The sequence below is a fragment of the Actinomadura soli genome, assembly GCF_005889715.1.
GTDB classification, from domain to species: domain Bacteria; phylum Actinomycetota; class Actinomycetes; order Streptosporangiales; family Streptosporangiaceae; genus Spirillospora; species Spirillospora soli.
The window spans coordinates 14,151-30,124 of sequence record NZ_VCKW01000089.1 but is presented as its reverse complement, the minus strand read 5'-3'; the positions used below and the strand labels follow the sequence as shown (position 1 = coordinate 30,124).

Annotated in this window: 14 protein-coding genes; 7 read left to right on the top strand and 7 right to left on the bottom strand. The window is 75.0% G+C overall.

What is annotated here, in order from left to right; all coding sequences use genetic code 11:
* Positions 1 to 124: 124 nt before the first annotated feature.
* Positions 125 to 1,033, bottom strand: a complete 909-nt coding sequence (locus tag ETD83_RS18665; protein ID WP_138646410.1) for a class I SAM-dependent methyltransferase — start codon at positions 1,031 to 1,033, stop codon at positions 125 to 127.
* 280 nt (positions 1,034 to 1,313) lie between these two features.
* Between ETD83_RS18665 and ETD83_RS18660 the strand changes: the two genes are divergently transcribed.
* Genes ETD83_RS18660 through ETD83_RS18650 form a run of 3 tightly spaced genes read left to right on the top strand, consistent with a single transcriptional unit; the run spans position 1,314 to position 3,974 of the window.
* Positions 1,314 to 2,225 carry an SIS domain-containing protein gene (locus ETD83_RS18660; protein WP_138646409.1) on the top strand — a complete coding sequence of 304 codons (912 nt, stop codon included), beginning with the start codon at positions 1,314 to 1,316 and terminating at the stop codon, positions 2,223 to 2,225.
* Positions 2,222 to 3,145, top strand: coding sequence for a 1-phosphofructokinase family hexose kinase (locus tag ETD83_RS18655; protein ID WP_138646408.1), 924 nt, complete (start codon positions 2,222 to 2,224; stop codon positions 3,143 to 3,145). Before ETD83_RS18660 ends, ETD83_RS18655 begins: the two co-directional genes overlap by 4 nt.
* On the top strand, positions 3,138 to 3,974 hold the full coding sequence (locus tag ETD83_RS18650; RefSeq protein WP_230421009.1) for a class II fructose-bisphosphate aldolase: 837 nt from the start codon (positions 3,138 to 3,140) through the stop codon (positions 3,972 to 3,974). The genes ETD83_RS18655 and ETD83_RS18650 overlap by 8 nt, the downstream gene beginning before the upstream one ends.
* Here the strand turns inward: ETD83_RS18650 and ETD83_RS18645 are convergent.
* Genes ETD83_RS18645 through ETD83_RS18635 form a run of 3 tightly spaced genes read right to left on the bottom strand, consistent with a single transcriptional unit; the run spans position 3,943 to position 6,027 of the window.
* Entirely contained in the window at positions 3,943 to 4,545 is a 603-nt protein-coding gene (locus tag ETD83_RS18645) for a dihydrofolate reductase family protein (protein ID WP_138646406.1), read from the bottom strand. The two genes, ETD83_RS18650 and ETD83_RS18645, sit on opposite strands and share 32 nt — an antisense overlap.
* A gap of 40 nt (positions 4,546 to 4,585) precedes the next feature.
* The gene (locus ETD83_RS18640; protein ID WP_138646405.1) at positions 4,586 to 5,737 is read right to left on the bottom strand and encodes a hypothetical protein; all 1,152 of its coding nucleotides are present in this window, start codon (positions 5,735 to 5,737) and stop codon (positions 4,586 to 4,588) included.
* Positions 5,734 to 6,027 (bottom strand): hypothetical protein, encoded by a 294-nt coding sequence (locus tag ETD83_RS18635; RefSeq protein WP_138646404.1) that lies wholly within the window; start codon positions 6,025 to 6,027, stop codon positions 5,734 to 5,736. Before ETD83_RS18635 ends, ETD83_RS18640 begins: the two co-directional genes overlap by 4 nt.
* Positions 6,028 to 6,280: 253 nt before the next feature.
* Between ETD83_RS18635 and ETD83_RS18630 the strand changes: the two genes are divergently transcribed.
* Genes ETD83_RS18630 through ETD83_RS18615 form a run of 4 tightly spaced genes read left to right on the top strand, consistent with a single transcriptional unit; the run spans position 6,281 to position 11,602 of the window.
* Complete coding sequence (locus ETD83_RS18630; protein WP_138646403.1) at positions 6,281 to 7,312, top strand: FecCD family ABC transporter permease; 1,032 nt, start codon at positions 6,281 to 6,283, stop codon at positions 7,310 to 7,312.
* Positions 7,309 to 8,139, top strand: coding sequence for a heme ABC transporter ATP-binding protein (locus ETD83_RS18625; RefSeq protein WP_138646402.1), 831 nt, complete (start codon positions 7,309 to 7,311; stop codon positions 8,137 to 8,139). The genes ETD83_RS18630 and ETD83_RS18625 overlap by 4 nt, the downstream gene beginning before the upstream one ends.
* A 59-nt stretch (positions 8,140 to 8,198) precedes the next feature.
* Positions 8,199 to 9,932 (top strand): alkaline phosphatase family protein, encoded by a 1,734-nt coding sequence (locus ETD83_RS18620; RefSeq protein ID WP_205717753.1) that lies wholly within the window; start codon positions 8,199 to 8,201, stop codon positions 9,930 to 9,932.
* 11 nt (positions 9,933 to 9,943) lie between these two features.
* Positions 9,944 to 11,602, top strand: a complete 1,659-nt coding sequence (locus ETD83_RS18615; RefSeq protein WP_205717752.1) for a phospholipid carrier-dependent glycosyltransferase — start codon at positions 9,944 to 9,946, stop codon at positions 11,600 to 11,602.
* A 16-nt stretch (positions 11,603 to 11,618) separates the two neighbouring features.
* Here the strand turns inward: ETD83_RS18615 and ETD83_RS18610 are convergent, their stop codons facing one another.
* The 3 genes from ETD83_RS18610 to ETD83_RS18600 all read right to left on the bottom strand — a co-directional run bounded on the left by ETD83_RS18610 (position 11,619) and on the right by ETD83_RS18600 (position 15,953).
* Positions 11,619 to 14,474 (bottom strand): hypothetical protein, encoded by a 2,856-nt coding sequence (locus ETD83_RS18610; RefSeq protein WP_138646401.1) that lies wholly within the window; start codon positions 14,472 to 14,474, stop codon positions 11,619 to 11,621.
* 62 nt (positions 14,475 to 14,536) lie between these two features.
* On the bottom strand, positions 14,537 to 15,085 hold the full coding sequence (locus ETD83_RS18605) for a carboxymuconolactone decarboxylase family protein (RefSeq protein ID WP_138646400.1): 549 nt from the start codon (positions 15,083 to 15,085) through the stop codon (positions 14,537 to 14,539).
* A gap of 55 nt (positions 15,086 to 15,140) precedes the next feature.
* Complete coding sequence (locus tag ETD83_RS18600; protein WP_138646411.1) at positions 15,141 to 15,953, bottom strand: SAM-dependent methyltransferase; 813 nt, start codon at positions 15,951 to 15,953, stop codon at positions 15,141 to 15,143.
* Positions 15,954 to 15,974: the final 21 nt, after the last annotated feature.

Sequence of the window (15,974 nt, the reverse complement as noted above, 5' to 3'; positions counted from 1 at the left end):
AGAGGTGTATAAGAGACAGACGGGAATGGGCATCTACACCGACGTGACCGTGCACCGGGCCTGGATCGAGAGCGTGATCTCCTCGACGGCCTAGTACCGCGCGCCCTCCGAGAGGGGCGCAGGGTTACGAGCCGGGGTTCCGGCGACGGAGGGCTCGGGGCAGGGCGGTGACCGACCGGCCGACCTTGAAGCTGACCGAGCCGCGGACGGCGGCCAGCTCGTCGCGCGTGCGGGCCAGGCGGTCCTCCATGCGGGCGATCTTGTCCTGCGCCTTGGCGAGCCGGTCCTTCAGCCGCTGGACCTCGCTCGACGGCGCCCACTTGCCCTTGATGCGGACGAGGCGGCGTCCGGCGACCTGCTGGACCTCGTGCCAGACGTTGTCCTGCTTCTGCAGCCACTCCAGCAGCTCGTCCTGCACCGTTTCCACGTCGCCCCAGGTGCCGTAGAGCTTCTGGGTGGTGACGCAGATCGGGCGCAGGCCGTGCACGGCCACCGCCTCCCAGACGGCCGCGGAGACGCCGGGGGTGTGCTCGGACCGGTAGTCGTCGCACACGATGACGCCGCCGGCGGGCAGCATGATGTGCGCGGCCTGGATGTCGCCGCTCACGTGCTCGTAGAGGTGGGACGCGTCGACGTGCACGAAGCGGCAGCTCTCGGGCTCGACATGGTCGAGGATCACCGACGTCGGCGCCTGGATGATCTCGGGCAGCCGGTCGTGGAAGGCGCCGTAGTTCGTCTCGAAGGCGGTGCGGGTCAGGGAGGAGTACGAGCCGTTCATCTCGGCCTGGTTGGAGTCGTCCGGGGCCTCGGAGTCGAAGAGGTCGCAGACCGTGAAGGTCTCGTCCGCGCGGCGGTGGCGGCCCATGAGGATCGCGCTCTTGCCGAGGTAGGAGCCGAGCTCCACCAGGTCGCCGGTCTCCCCGAGGCGTTCCTGGCGCTCCAGGAACCAGGTGAACAGCATCTGGTCGATCTTGGGGAACCAGCCCTTGACGTCGTCGAGGGACGCGGGGGGCGCGGTCTGGTGCTTGATCATGCGGCTAGCAGCTCCAACGTCATCGTGGTCGAGAGCGAAGGAGACGAAGTCGCGACCGCGCCCTTCGTCGTGCCCGCGCCTCGTTGGCGGGTTTGTACGGCGCTGCCGGATTGACGAGATCCGGAAGACGCCATGATAGGGGCTTTGGGCGATGTCGCAATCAGCGACCGTCCCATTACCCGTCCACGGGACAGGACGGCGTTCCCTGTCTTGTGTCTTGCTGCTCGTTTATTGATGATTGAGGTGAGTTTTGAGCTGAAACGTGCAGAGGCGAGGACTCATGGGCGACAGCCGTACCAGCGTCGAGATCGCCGCGCAGCCGGAGTGCTGGCGCAGGGCCGCCGGGCTCGCGGAGAGCGCGGGCGACGCGCTCCCCGGACGCGGCGAGCGGGTCGCGGTGGTCGGCTGCGGGACCTCGTGGTTCATGGCGCAGGCGTATGCGGCGCTGCGCGAGGCCGCCGGGCACGGCGAGACCGACGCGTTCCCCGCCTCGGAGATGCCGCTCGACCGCCGCTATGACCGGGTGCTCGCGCTGAGCCGGTCCGGGACAACGACCGAGGTGCTGGACGTCCTCGACCGCCTCGCCGGGACGGTCCGGACGACCGCGATCACCGCCGTGCCGGGCGCGCCCGTGGCCGACCTGGCGGGCACGGTGATCGGCCTGGACTTCGCGGACGAGGAGTCGGTCGTCCAGACGCGGTTCGCCACGTCGCAGCTGATCCTGCTGCGCGCCCATCTCGGCGAGGACGTGGCGGCCGCGATCGCCGACGCGGAGGGCGCCGTCCGCGACCCGCTCCCGCCGGAGCTGCTGGACGCCGGGCAGTTCACCTTCCTCGGCCGCGGCTGGACGGCCGGCATCGCGCGGGAGGCGGCGCTCAAGCTGCGGGAGGCCGCCGGGTCATGGACGGAGGCGTACCCGGCGATGGAGTACCGGCACGGCCCGATCAGCATCACCGGCCCGGGCCGCGCGGTGTGGGCGTTCGGGGCGCTCCCGGACGGCCTGCGCGGCGAGGTGCGGGCGACGGGCGGGCTGCTGCGCGTCTCGGACGCCGATCCGCTGGCCGAACTCGTCCGGGTCCAGCGCGTGGCGGTCGCGCTGGCCGTCGCGGCGGGCCGGAACCCTGACCGGCCGCGCCATCTCACCCGCTCGGTGATCCTGGAGGACCCGGCGATCCTGGACGACAGGGCATGATCCTCACCGTCACCCTGAACGCCGCGCTCGACGACACCTACGAGGTGCCGGACGTCCGGTTCGGCGAGATGAACCGGGTGGCGGCCGTGCACCGGCGGCCGGGCGGCAAGGGCGTCAACGTGGCCCGCGTGCTGCACGGCCTCGGCCACGAGGTGACGGCGGCCGGGCTGGCGGGCGGCGTCACGGGACGGCAGATCGAGGAGGGCCTCGCGTCCCTGGGCGTCCCCGCGTCGTTCACGCGGACTTCCGGGGAGGCGCGCCGGACGGTCACCGTCGTCGGCGCCGAGGTCACGGTCTTCAACGAGCCCGGGCCCACGGTGACCGGCGAGGAGTGGGCGGCCTTCCTCGGCGACTACGGGCGGCTGGCCCGGGACGCCGCCGTGGTCGTGCTGGCGGGGAGCCTCCCGCCAGGAGTCCCGCCGGACGCCTACGCCGAGCTGGCCCGTCGCGCCCCCGGCCCGGTGATCCTGGACGCGGACGGGCAGGCGCTGCGGCTCGGCCTCGCCGGACGTCCCGGCGTGGTGAAGCCGAACGCCGAGGAGCTGACCCGCGCGGCCGGGACCCGCGACCGGGCCGTGGGGATCCGGTCGCTCCGCGACGCGGGCGCGGGAGCCGTCGTCGGGTCGCTGGGCGCGGACGGGGTCCTGGCCGCGACTTCTGAGGGCGTCCTCCGCGCGGCCCTGGACCGTCCGGAGTCCGGCAATCCGACCGGCGCGGGCGACGCGCTGGTGGCCGGTCTCGCGGCGGGCCTGGCGAGCGGCCTGTCCTGGCCGGACCGGCTCCGGAACGCGGTCGCGCTGGCGGCGTGCGCGGTCCGCTCCCCCGTCGCCGGCGAGGTCGACGCGGCGGCCCTCCCCGCGCTGCTCGCGCGCGTCGCCGTCACGCGGGAGGAGGACCATGCCGCTCGCGGCCATGAGTGACGTCGTCGCCGGGCCCGCCGCGCGGGGGCGCGGGCTCGGCGCGTTCAACGTGATCCACCTGGAGCACGCCGAGGCGATCGTCGCCGGGGCCGAGCGCGCCGGGGCGCCCGTGGTGCTGCAGGTGAGCGAGAACTGCGCGGCCTACCACGGTGCGCTCGCGCCGATCGGGCGGGCGGTGCTGGAGGTCGGGCGCGCCGCCGCCGTCCCGGTCGTCGTCCATCTGGACCACGCGACGTCCGCGGACCTCGTCAGGGAGGCCGTCGCGCTGGGGTTCGGGTCGGTGATGTTCGACGCGTCCGCGCTCGGCCATGACGCGAACGTGGCGAGCACGGCGGAGGTGACCGCCCGCTGCCACGCCGGCGGCATCTGGGTGGAGGCTGAGCTCGGGGAGATCGGCGGCAAGGACGGCGTGCACGCCCCGCACGCCCGCACCGATCCCGGCGAGGCGGCCGGTTACGTCGCGGCGACCGGTGTGGACGCGCTGGCCGTCGCGGTCGGGACGTCCCACGCGATGCCGACCCGCGACGCCGTCCTTGACCTGCCGCTGATCGCGCGGCTGCGGGCGGCGGTGCCCGTCCCGCTGGTGCTGCACGGCTCGTCCGGCGTGCCCGACGGCGTCCTCACCGCCGCCGTCGCGCACGGCATGACGAAGATCAATATCGCGACGCGGCTCAACGAGGTCTACACGGCGGCGGTCCGCGGCCGGCTGGCCGCGGACCCGCGCCTGGTGGACCCGCGCCGGTACGTCGCCCCGGGCAGGGACGCCGTCGCCGCGGAGGTCGCGCGCCTCCTGGACGTCATCCGCGCGGCGGGGCCGCACGGTAGGTGATGTGCGTGACGAGGCCGGTGCCCGACACGGCGGTCTGTTCGAGACCGATGTCGCCGACACCGTCGAACAGGCGGGCGCCGCCGCCGAGGACCATCGGCGCGACGTGCAGGCGGAGCTCGTCGATCAGGCCCGCCGCCAGGTACTGGTTCACCGTCTGGGCGCCGCCGCAGATCGCGACGTCCCGGTCCCCCGCCGCCTCCCGGGCGCGGGCGAGGGCCGCCCCGATCCCGTCGGTGACGAAGGTGAAGGTGGTGCCGCCCTTCATCGGGACCGGCTCGCGCGGGTGGTGGGACAGGACGAACACCGGCGCGTGGTACGGCGGCTCCTCGCCCCAGTAGCCGTTCCACTCCAGGTCCCAGTCGCCGCGCCCGGCGGTGAACATGTTGCGGCCCATGACGAACGCGCCCGCGTCCGTGATGGCCGCGACGGCGTCGGCGTTGGCCTCGGCCTCCTCGAACATCCAGCGGTGCAGCAGCTCGCCGCCGTCGCCGAGCGGCTCGTCCACGCGCTGGTTCGGGCCCGCGGCGAAACCGTCCACGGAGATCGTGATGTCGCAGGTGACCTTGCTCATGTCGGTGCCTTCCCTCCGGACGCCCTCGTGGCGCCGCTCATCAGATGGTCGGAGCCGTGCCCGCGTCCTCGACATCCGCACGAGAGATTCTGTACCCGTCCGGTGGGAGGAAGAGTGCGGGGAGCGGAACGTCCAGGGCCTGGCTGAACGCGAGCAGTTCGTCGGCGTCGAACCGGCGGGGCGGCGTGAAGGTCTCCGCGTGCTCGACCTGCCCGGCCGTCCAGGCGGTGCCGGTGAGCGAGGTCAGCTTCTCGGCGAGCGCCGTCCTCGGCAGGTCGCGGACGAGCCGCCACCGGCGGATGTTCGCGGCGACGATCTCGTTCATGGTGGCCGCCGTCCGCGAGGCGGGCACGGCGTGAGCCGCCGCCGGTGGACGGCCGGCGGGCCTGTGCCTGCTCGTGAGCTCCCTGACCACGGTCGCCGGGACGGCGAGCGCGAGCAGCGCGGGCAGCGCCCACGGGTAGGACGAGGTATGCGCCCTGAACCGGGCGGGACGGTCGACGCCGGTCAGCTCGCCCACGACCGTGTACCGGCCAAATGCGGGGCCGGGCAGCGTCACATCGACCTCGTAGGTGCGTTGCTGGCCGGGCGCGAGCGTCCCGATCCTGGGGGCGTCCAGGATGCCGGTCGGCTCGGCGCCGCGTCCGGCCGACAACGTGAGCGGCGGGTCGGTGGCGGGCGCCGCGCCGGTGTTACGGACGGTGAACGTCACCGTCCGGTGGGCGGGCCCGGCGAACCACGCGGCGGACGGCCCGCCCCCGCTGACCCGCACCCCCGACACGGTGAGGTCCCGCGCCGGACCCGCGGACACCGTGCGGCGCTGAGCCGCCGTGAGCGTCGGCACGCCCTCGATCTTCAGCGGGACGGTCCGCGCCCGCCCTCCCGTGACCGGACGGGCCGACACGACGCAGGGGCAGCCGATCGGCGGCCGCACCACGGTGATCATCGCGGTGCCGCGGCCTTCCCGGGTCACGAACGTCGTCGCCGCGGCGGCCACGGCGCAGTCGTCGGAGCCGCGCTCGCCGCCGTTGCCGCACAGCTCGATCAGCACGTTCCCGGCGGGCCAGGCGGCGAGGTCGACGGTGACGGTGTCCCCCGCCCTCGCCTCGGCGCGGTCGATCTCGACGGACGGCCCGGGCGCGCCGAAGAGGAGGGAGGGGAGCGCGAACGTCCCGGCCAGGAGGGCCTTCATGGGCGCGTCCTGCGGCGGCGCAGCACGAGCAGGGCGGCGACGGCGATCACGACCAGACCCACGGCCGTCCAGGGTGTGGCCCACCAACCGGCCGTGCGGACGGTCGGACGCGCCGCGCCCGGCGAGGCGTCCATCCCGTCCTGCGGCGACAGCTTGAGCGTGGCGGTGAGCGGCCCGGCGGGGAACACGCCCCGGACGCGGTCGGTGAACGTGTAGGCGTTGCCCGGCAGCAGTTCGGGCACCCGCCTGGTGGCGGCGCGCCCGAGCCCGACGCCGAACGGGCCGCTCACGCCCGATCCGCGTCGTCGCGGCGAGCCGCACGTTGCCCGCGTTGCGGACCCGGTAGGTGACCAGGACGCTCCCCGTGCCGAGCCACGCGCCCTCCGGCGCGACCTTCAGCGACTCCACCTGCAGCGACGAGGAGAGCGCCCCGCTGACGCGCGCGTAGACGCGGGCGGCGTGGCGGGGCGATCCTGGCGGCGGCGCTGACGCTCGCGCTCTCCCTCGCCGCTCCGGCGCCGCCGCCGTCCACCGGACGTGCTGATGCGGCGCGGTCCCGTACTGCTCGTCGCGCTCGGCGGCGCCCTGCTCGTGCTGTGCGTGCTCGCGGCCGGGATCGGGCAGGTCAACATCCCGCCCGACCAGGTCATCGGGTCGATCCTGCACCGCGCCGGGCTCGACGCCGGCCCGCGCCCCGCCGCCGCGCAGGGCGACAACGCGCTGTGGATCGTGCGGTTCCCGCGCGTCGCGCTGGCCGTCGTCACGGGCGCGGCGCTCGGCTGCTCCGGCGCCGTCATGCAGGGCGTGTTCGGCAACCCCCTCGCCGAGCCCGCCGTCATCGGCGTGTCGTGGGGCGCGGCGGTCGGCGCCGCCACCGTCATCGTGTTCGGCCTGACCGTCCTCGGCAACTGGACGATCGTGGCCGCCGCCTTCGGCTGCGGCCTGGTCACCACGCTGCTGGTGTACGCGGTGTCGCGGTCGGCGGGACGGACCGAGGTGGTCACGCTGCTGCTCACCGGCATCGCGGTGAACGCGGTGGCGAGCGCGCTGCTCGGGCTGCTGATGTTCGCGGCCGGCAACGACGCGCTGCGCGCCATCACGTCCTGGAACCTCGGGAGCCTGGCGGGCGCGAACTGGGACGCCGTCGCGACCGTCGCGCCGCTGGCCGCCGTGGGCGGCGCGGTCGCGCTCGGCTGCGCGCGGCGGCTCGACCTGCTGTCGCTCGGCGAGCGCACCGCCCGGCACCTGGGCGTGGACGTGGAGCGGCTGCGCTTCACCGCGATCGTCCTGATCGCGCTGCTGACCTCGTCGGCGGTCGCGTTCGCGGGCGTGATCTCGTTCGTCGGGCTGGTCGTCCCGCACCTGGTCCGGATGGTCGCGGGGCCCGGGCACCGGATCCTGATCCCGGCGAGCGCGCTCGGCGGCGCGGTCGTGCTGGTCGCGGCGGACATGGTCGCCCGGACCGCGATCGCCTACCAGGAGCTCCCGCTCGGCGTGCTGACCGCGCTGCTCGGCGGCCCGTTCTTCTTCTGGCTGCTGCGCCGCGCCCGGCACGGGTCGGGAGGCTGGGCGTGATCGGCCTGCGCGTCCGGAGGCCGAACACGCCCGCCCCCGTCCCGGCCGGGTCGGTGGCGGTCGAGGTGCGGGGGCTGCGCGTCGAGCGCGGCGCGCGGACGGTCCTCGATGACGTCGGCCTCACCGTGCGGACGGGCGAGGCGCTGGCGCTGGTCGGGCCGAACGGTGCCGGGAAGTCGACGCTGCTGGCGGCGATCGGCGGGGACGTCGCGTCCACCGGCGACATCACGGTGGACGGGAAGCCGCTCGCCACGTGGAGCCACGCGGAGCTGGCGATGCGGCGCGCGATCCTGCTGCAACGGCCGACCGTGTCGTTCCCGTTCACCGTCGCCCAGGTCGTCGGCATGGGCCGCGCGCCCTGGGCCGGGACACCGCTGGAGGAAGACGACGAGGCCGCCGTCGCCGGGGCGATGCGCCAGACGGACGTCACCGAGTTCGCGGACCGTCCCTACCCGCAGCTGTCGGGCGGCGAGCAGGCCAGGGTCGCGCTCGCCCGCGTCCTGGCGCAGCGGACCGGCACCCTCCTGCTGGACGAGCCCACCGCCGCGCTCGACCTGCACCACCAGGAGATGGTGTTCGACGTCGTCCGGGAGCGCGCCGCCGCCGGGGCCGCCGCCGTGGCCGTCGTGCACGACCTCGGACTCGCCGCCGCGCACGCCGACCGCGTCGCGGTGCTCGCCGGGGGACGCCTCGCCGCCTGCGGCCCGCCCGGCGACGTCCTCACGGCGGAGCTGCTCAGCGGCGTCTACCGGCACGACATCGAGGTCGTCCCGCATCCGCGCACGGGCCGTCCGCTGATCCTGCCGCGACGCTCCGGGCCGGGGTGATGGCCCCGACCCGGTGATCGGTGGAAGCGTTGAACCGGCGGCCGCGGGACGCACGTGCTGTGGGTGTCGCGAGACGGCGGCCGGATCGAGCCGGGGAGGACGCGCTGACCACCGAGAGCCGCGTGGAGCGGGAAGAAGCGAAGCGGGACGAGACCGCCGAGGCGGCGGCCGTACGGGCGGATGGGCGGAGCGGGCGGCGGCGGGTCGCGGCACGGGCCGTCACCGTCGCGGCGTTCCTGTTCGTGCTGGTCGCGCTCGTCCTGCCGGACGAGTACGCCCGCCTCACCCCGGCCGCGTTCGTGCGCGTCCCGGTGGAGGGGATCGCGGGGGTCGTGCTGATCCTCGCGGCGCCGCAGCGGGCGAGGCGGTACGTGGCGTTGGCGGCGGGCGCGCTGCTGGGCGTGCTGACCGTCCTGAAGGTGATGGACATCGGCTTCGACGCGGTGCTCGTCCGGCCGTTCGACCTGGTGCTGGACTGGCCGCTGCTGCGCCCGGCCGTGGAGTTCGTCGAGGAGTCGGCCGGACGGGCCGGGGCGATCGGCGCCGTGGTCGCCGTGGGCGCGCTGCTCGTCGGCGTGGTCGTGCTCATGGCGCTGGCGGCGCTGCGGCTCAGCCGCGTGGCCGTCCGGCACGACAGGAAGGCGGCGAAGACGGCGGCCGTCCTCGGCGTGGTCTGGGTCGTGTGCGCGGCGCTCGGGGTGCGGTTCGTCGACGGGGTGCCGGTCGCGGCGCGGAGCGACGCCGTCCTCGCTTACGACCACGCGCGGCAGGTCCGGGACAGCCTGAACGACCGGGAGGAGTTCGCCAAGGCCGCCGCCGTCGATGCCTTCCGCGACACTCCGGGCAGCAGGATGCTGGCGGGCCTGCGCGGCAAGGACGTCCTGCTGGCGTTCGTGGAGAGCTACGGGCGCACCGCCGTGGAGAACCCGCAGTACGCGCCCCAGGTCGGCGCGATCCTCGACGACGGGACGCGGCGGCTCCGCGGCGCCGGGTTCTCCGCGCGCAGCGGCTGGCTCACCTCTCCGACGGCGGGCGGCGGGAGCTGGCTGGCGCACGCGACCCTGCTGTCCGGGCTGTGGGTCGACAACCCGCAGCGGTACCGGACGCTCGTCAACAGCGACCGGTTCACCCTCAACCAGGCGTTCCGCCGCGCCGACTCCCGGACGGTCGCGCTCATGCCGGCCATCACGCGCGCCTGGCCGGAAGGGTCGTTCTTCGGCTACGACAAGGTCTACGACAACCGCAACCTCGGCTACCGGGGGCCGCGCTTCAGCTTCGCCACCATGCCCGACCAGTACACGCTGTCGGTCCTGCAGCGCACCGAGCTCGACCGGAAGGACCGCGCGCCGGTCATGGCGGAGACGGCCCTGGTGTCGAGCCACGCGCCGTGGGCGTCCATCCCCCGGCTCGTGGGGTGGGACCAGGTCGGCGACGGCTCGGTGTTCACCGGCATGGGCAAGGGCTACGACGCGGCGTGGCCGAGCGGCGGACGCGTCCGCACCGAGTACCGCAAGTCCATCGAGTACACGCTGAACACGCTCGTCTCGTACGTCGAGACCTACGGTGACGACGACCTCGTGCTCGTCTTCCTCGGCGACCACGAGCCCGCGCCTCTGATCACGGGCCCGGACGCGGGACGGGACGTGCCGGTCACGATCGTCGCCAAGGACAAGGCCGTCCTGGACAAGGTCTCCGGATGGGGCTGGCAGGACGGTCTCCGTCCGGCGAAGAACGGCCCGGTCTGGCCGATGAGCGCCTTCCGCGACCGGTTCCTGACCGCGTTCGGCGGGTGAGGTGAGGGGCGGTGACCTCGCTGTCCGCTGAGGCCGACGACGCGCCGGCGCCTCCCCGCGAGGCACCGCAGCGCCGTCGCCGGCGCTGGGTGATCGCCCTCGTCGTGGCGGCGCTGCTGGCGGAGATGGCCTTCGCGATGGTGTCCACGGCCGTACGGCAGAGCCCGACGATCGACGAGCCGGTGTACGTGGCGGCAGGCGTGATCTACCTGACGGAGCACGACCTGCGGCCCAACGCCGAGCATCCGCCGCTCGGCAAGCTGCTCATCGGCGCCGGGGCGGTGCTCACCGGACCTCGTCCCGGCCCGGCGTTCACCGGAGACCAGCAGGCGGCCGGACGGCGGCTGCTGTACGAGTCGGGCAACGACGCGCAGGGGCTGCTCCTGGCGGCGCGGCTGCCGGTCATCGCCCTGACGCTGCTGTTCGGGCTGGTCGTCTTCGCCTTCGCCCGCGACCTCACCGGCCCCGCGGGCGGTCTCGCCGCGCTCGCTCTGTACGCCTTCTCCCCCGACGTCATCGCGCACGGTTCGCTGGCCACGCTCGACGTGCCGATGGCCGGGTTCCTGCTCACGTCGGCGTGGCTGCTGTGGCGGGCGCGGCGGCGCCCAAGGCTCTTTCTCCCGCTCGCCGGGGCGGCTCTCGGCGCGGCGGTCGCCACCAAGATGAGCGCGCTCCCGGCCGTCCCGGTGCTGCTGGGGCTGGTGGTGGCCTCGGTCTGGTCCGCGCGCGGCAGCTCCGGCCGCCGCATCGTGGACGGCGTCGCGTGGGCGGCCGGGGCCGGGCTGGTTGCCATGGCGGTGGTGTGGGCGTCCTACCTGGTCGTGGACCCGCGACTCCGCTGGACGGCACCGCCCGGCGTCCCGGACATCGACGGGCCGCGCGGCCTCGCCGCCGCCTGGATGCCCTTCCCGGAGCCGTTCCGCGACGGCATGCGCGTCCAGTTCGGCTTCGAGGACCTGCGGTGGACCGGGTTCCTGTTCGGAGAGGTCTACATCGGCTCCCGCTGGTACTACCTTCCGGCCGCGCTCCTGGTGAAGACGCCGCTGGGAATGCTCGCGATGTGGACGGCCGGGATCGCCGCTCTCTTCGCGGTGGCGCGGCTTCGTCCTGCCGCGCTCTACGTCCTCGTGCCCGCCGCCGTGCTGCTGGGCGCCGCGATGACGGGGGCCCGGGATCTCGGCGTCCGGTACGCCATCGCCGTCCCGATGTTCCTGGCGGTGGCGGCGGGCGCGGCGACCGCGCTCCGATGGCGGTGGACGCCCGCCGTGGCGTGCGCGCTCCTGCTGTTCGTCGCCGTCAGCTCACTGCGGACGTACCCGTTCTACCTGCCCTACTCCAACGAGGCGTTCGGCGGCCCGTCCAAGACCCGGCTGCGCCTGCACGATTCCAACGCCGACTGGGGCCAGGACCTCGGGCGCCTCGCCGACCGCCTCCGGGATCGGTACCCGGACGAGCGGGTGTGGCTCGCGTACAAGGGCAGCGGCGTGCCGTCCCACTACGGCATCCGCGCGTCCGACCCGCTCGTCGTGCCGCCCGGGCAGGTGCGCGGGCTGCTCGTGGTGTCCGGCAGCTGGATCGCCAAGTCGGATCCGAGGCTGACCCCGCTGATCGCGACGAGCGAGCCGATCGACGAGGTCGGGCACTCCATCACGATCTTCCGCCGCCCCTGATCAGCGGCCGGGCGGGTCAGCGGCGGCGGCTGTGGGCGCGGGCCCAGAGCGCCGTCCAGCCGCCGGGCGGCAGCCAGGACGCGGGGACGCGCAGACCGTGCGCGGCGATCTCGTCCCAGAACCGCGCGGTGTCGGCGCCGAGTTCGCGGGCGACGGGAAGGGCGCGCCGCCACGGGCCGTCGTCGTCATCGAGAGCGGTGGCCGGGAAACCCGGCACGCGGACGGAGCGCGGTGCGGTCACGGTCTCCAGTTCCGTGTCGGGCGCGGCGCACGTGACCGCCACGGTCAGCGCGCAGAGGAGCGGCTCGGTCGTGCGCTGCGCGACGGCGGCGGCGAGGGCGGGGGCGTCCTGGACGGCCAGGAGGCCGATGGCCTGGCGGGTCCGCCGTCCGGCCAGGTCGAGGGCGTAGGCGTCGGCGATGGCGGGGAGCTTGACGAGCCTGCGCAGCGCCTTCGGGAGCGGCGGCTCGCCGAGCAGCAGCGGGAGCTGGTCGAAGCGGTCGCGCAGCGCCGGGTCGAGGGCGTCGAGGGCCGTGCCGAGAGGACGGCGCCCGGTCGCCGTCCACAGCCCGGCGAGGTCGACGGCGCCGTCCTCCAGCGCGCGCCGGACGGCACCGGTGAGGCGCTCGCCGCCGAGCCGGCGCAGCCGGACGAGCGCGGCGTCCGGCGGGGTCGCGGCGACGGCGGCGTAGACGCCGAGGACCTCGGGGCCGGTCTCCCGCCAGGCGCGCTCCGCGAGCGGCCCGAGCTTCGGGGCCACGTCCTCGACGAGACGCGGCGCGCCGCGCCGCCGTGGGGCGGGCCGGACGGGCGGCGGCTCCTCCGGCACCCGGGCGGGCTCGGCCTTCACCGGGCCCGGGATCGTGGCGACCCAGTCGCGGAACCGCCGCTCCAGCTCCTCGTCCGGCTCGTCGTTGAACCTCGCCGCGATCTCGCTGACCCGCCATCCCCGCGACGCGGGCCGCAGCGGCAGCAACTCGGCGTTGGCGACCAGCAGCCCGTGCCTGCCGTAGAGGCCCGCGAGTCCGCAGCGGCCCTTCTTGGCGTCGTCGATGTAGAACGGCCCGGCGATGCAGTTGCCCATGTACTCCGACCATTCGGACAGGTCGCGGGCGCTGCGCGCGACCTTGAACCGGACGGAGGCGCCGGGGACGGCCGTCCCGTCCCGCTCCAGCAGCGCGGCCGGGACGGCGAAGTCGCCGGTCAGGGCCTCGGCGATCGCGGTGCCCGCCAGCAGGCCGGCGGTGAGGTCCGTCCAGGTGCGGGCGCCGCGCGGCGGGACGCCGCCGAGCGCGACGAGCTGCGCGGCCCCGGACACGGCGAGGGTGACCGAGTCGAGCCGCGGCGCGAGCCGCTCGGTGACGGGCTCCGGGTCGTGCTCGAACCACGGCTCCCCGGTGCCGGGCGTGGCCTGCGCCTTCTCGTGCCCGTGCAGGCGGGCGAGGGCGTCGATCACGTCGGCGTACCACAGCAGGTCACCGACCGTCTCCACGTCCGCCGGGTCCTGCCCGGACGCGAGCCGTTCGTGCAGCGGGGCCGCGTTCTCCAGCAGCGGGCCCGTCCACGGCGGGATCCCGGCCCAATCGGCGGGCGAGCGGACGTATCCGGCACCCTCGCGCCAGCCGCGCAGGCCGGTCGCGGCCCATCGGCGCAGGTGTTCGGCGTGGGGGCCGCGCAGCTCCCGCATCACCTGCTCGACGTCCTCGATGATCAGGAGGGCGAACGCGCGGGCGCACGACAGGCGCGGCCGGACGTAGGCGGCGAACTTCGCGTCGTGCGGCTTGCCGCCGGTGAGCCTGCGGTGGATGTCGCGCACGTAGGCGGCGGGACGCGCGGGGAGTCCGGTCAGGCCGGGGACGCGCCGCGCCGAGTCCGTGGCGTGCAGGTCGTCCACCTCCCCGGCCGCCGTGGCGATGACGCCCGACGAGCGCTCCAGGCCGTCCTCCAGGCAGTGGTCGGCGACCGCCACGGCGGTGCGGAGCAGGGCCGTGGCGCCGAGCGCGTCGTTGAGGACCCGGTCGAGCCGGTTCCGCCAGTACGGCTCGTCCGGCACCCACCGCGCGGCGTCGGCGAGCGACGGTTCGGCGACGCCCAGCGCGTGCCGGACCCGCCAAAGGATCTTCTGGTCCTCGTAGTGGGTGCGGCGTTTGCGCAGGTCGGGAACCCGGTCGCGGCTGCTCTGCGTCGCCAGCCGCCGCTTGCGCCGGGCGACGCCTCCGTGGTGCTCCAGCACCCGCGCCCACAGGTCCAGGATCAGGTCGAGCCGCCGGGGCCGCGGCACGTCCCGGAACACCTGCCGCAGGTGCTGCGCGAGGACCGACGGCGGGCCGCCGGGAATGACGTCGGCGTCGTCGGGCGCCTCCAGCGCGAGGACGCGTTCCAGTTGTTCAGGCCCAAGGACGTCGCTGGCCGCGACCGCCAGATGCAGCGCCGCCCACCGTCGCTCGCCTACGGCCCGCGCGGCCGCCGCGCCCACCCGCTTCGTGACCGCCGGTCCGAACAACGCGACCAGGTATCCGGCCCGGTCTCCCAGCTTGTGGGCGTTGTCGAGGCCGACGACGCGCAGCGCCGCGAGGACGGCGTCGCGGTGGTCGCCGCGCGCACCGTCCAGCCGGGCGGAGCGGAAGCCGCCGCCGAGGTCGACGCCCGCGCCCGCCGCGACCACTCCGCCGGCCCTGACGAGCCGCGCCAGTTCCGTGACGGCGCGCTCGACGTCCTCACCATCGGCGCCGTCCGGGCCGAGCGCGACGGCCTCGCCCGGACGCGCGGCCGAGGCGTCCGTGTCGCCGGGCAGCCGGACGGGGCCCGCGGGACGCGCGGCCCACGCGCACAGCCCCGAGGCGACGACACCGCCCGCAAGCCTGATCTTCACCCGCCCCATCATCCCCGTCCCGGACGGACCGGCCAACGGGGTTTCGGCGGTCTCGGCCCCGCTCAGCCCGGCGGGTGCGGGCTCGTGTATCCGTGCGCGACGAGCCGCTCGGCCGCCTGGGCGTAGGCGGCCGGGTCGTCCGGGAGGCTGGTGCCGAGGCCGTCCACGTACCGGTTGTACATGCAGAACGCGGCGGCGACGAGCACGGTGTCGTGGATCTCGACGTCGGTGGCGCCCGCCTCCCGGGCCGCGCCGATGTGCTCGGCGCCGACCTCCCGGCCGCCGCGCTGGACGGCGGCAGCGATCCCGAGGAGCGCCCTGAGCTTTCCGCCGACCGGCGCGGTGGCCGGGTCGGCGTGGACCTGCCGGACGAGCGTCGCACCGCCGTCCAGCTGCGCGGCGGCGCACGCCCCGTGGGACCCGGCGCAGAAGCGGCACCCGTTCAGCTCCGACACGTACGACGCGATCAGCTCCCGCTCACCGCGCTCCAGCGGGCTCGGGCCGCGCAGCAGGGCCTCCGCGAGCGCGCTCAGCGGCCCCGCCGTCTCGGGCCGGAACCGGAGCAGGGACGGCAGCCCGGGGACGGCGTCGTCCAGGTCGATGTGCGCCACGCGACGGCCTCCACGGAACGTTCGGCTGATCCCCCCGATCTTGCACCGAACGCCGTCACGCTGGAAGTTTTCTCGCCACTCCACAAAAGGTCATGGTCTCCTGCGGCTCGCCCCAGGGGTTGGGCTCGGGACGCCACCGGGAGCACGACACGACCCCGGGCTCCAGCAGTTCCAGCCCGTCGAAGAGAGCCTCGATCTCCTTGCCGGTCCTGGCCTTGATGGGGTGCGGGGTGCCGCTCTCGTTCCACGCGCTGACGGCGAGGCGGGTGACGTCCACCTCGAGGCAGGCGTGCGACAGCGCCACGAAGCTCCCCGGGGCCAGCGCGCCGACCAGCCGGTCCAGGATGCTCCGCAGCTCGTCGTCGTCGGTGACGAGGTGGAGCAGGGCGAGCATCATCAGCCCGACCGGCCTGCCGAAGTCCAGGGTCGCGGCGGCCTCGGCGAGGACGCGCTCCGGATCGCGGACGTCCGCGTCGATGTAGTCGGTGGCTCCGCCCGGCGCGCTGGTGAGCAGCGCCCGCGCGTGGACGAGCACCAGCGGATCGTTGTCGACGTAGACGACGCGGGACTCCGGCGCGACCCGCTGCGCGATCTCGTGCGTGTTGTCGACGGTCGGCAGCCCGGTGCCGACGTCGAGGAACTGGCGGACGCCCTCCTCGCCCGCGAGGTGCCGGACGCACCGTCCGAGGAACAGCCGGTCGGTCCGCGCCGCCGCGACGATCCCCGGCACCTGCCGCGCGACCCGCTCTCCTGCCTGCCGGTCGACCTCGTAGTGGTCCTTGCCGCCGAGCCAGTAGTCCCACACCCGCGCCGAGAGCGGCCTGTCCGCGCTCACGTGGGCGGGGTGCCCGGTGTCGTCCATGTCCATGCTCATGCGGCTCCTCCTTCG

Coding starts and splice junctions, on each gene's coding strand:
- ETD83_RS18600 (WP_138646411.1), bottom strand. CDS start 15,953: ATGGACATGGACGACACCGGGCACCCCGCCCACGTGAGCGCGGACAGG.
- ETD83_RS18650 (WP_230421009.1), top strand. CDS start 3,138: ATGAGTGACGTCGTCGCCGGGCCCGCCGCGCGGGGGCGCGGGCTCGGC.
- ETD83_RS18655 (WP_138646408.1), top strand. CDS start 2,222: ATGATCCTCACCGTCACCCTGAACGCCGCGCTCGACGACACCTACGAG.
- ETD83_RS18660 (WP_138646409.1), top strand. CDS start 1,314: ATGGGCGACAGCCGTACCAGCGTCGAGATCGCCGCGCAGCCGGAGTGC.
- ETD83_RS18630 (WP_138646403.1), top strand. CDS start 6,281: ATGCGGCGCGGTCCCGTACTGCTCGTCGCGCTCGGCGGCGCCCTGCTC.
- ETD83_RS18665 (WP_138646410.1), bottom strand. CDS start 1,033: ATGATCAAGCACCAGACCGCGCCCCCCGCGTCCCTCGACGACGTCAAG.
- ETD83_RS18640 (WP_138646405.1), bottom strand. CDS start 5,737: ATGAAGGCCCTCCTGGCCGGGACGTTCGCGCTCCCCTCCCTCCTCTTC.
- ETD83_RS18645 (WP_138646406.1), bottom strand. CDS start 4,545: ATGAGCAAGGTCACCTGCGACATCACGATCTCCGTGGACGGTTTCGCC.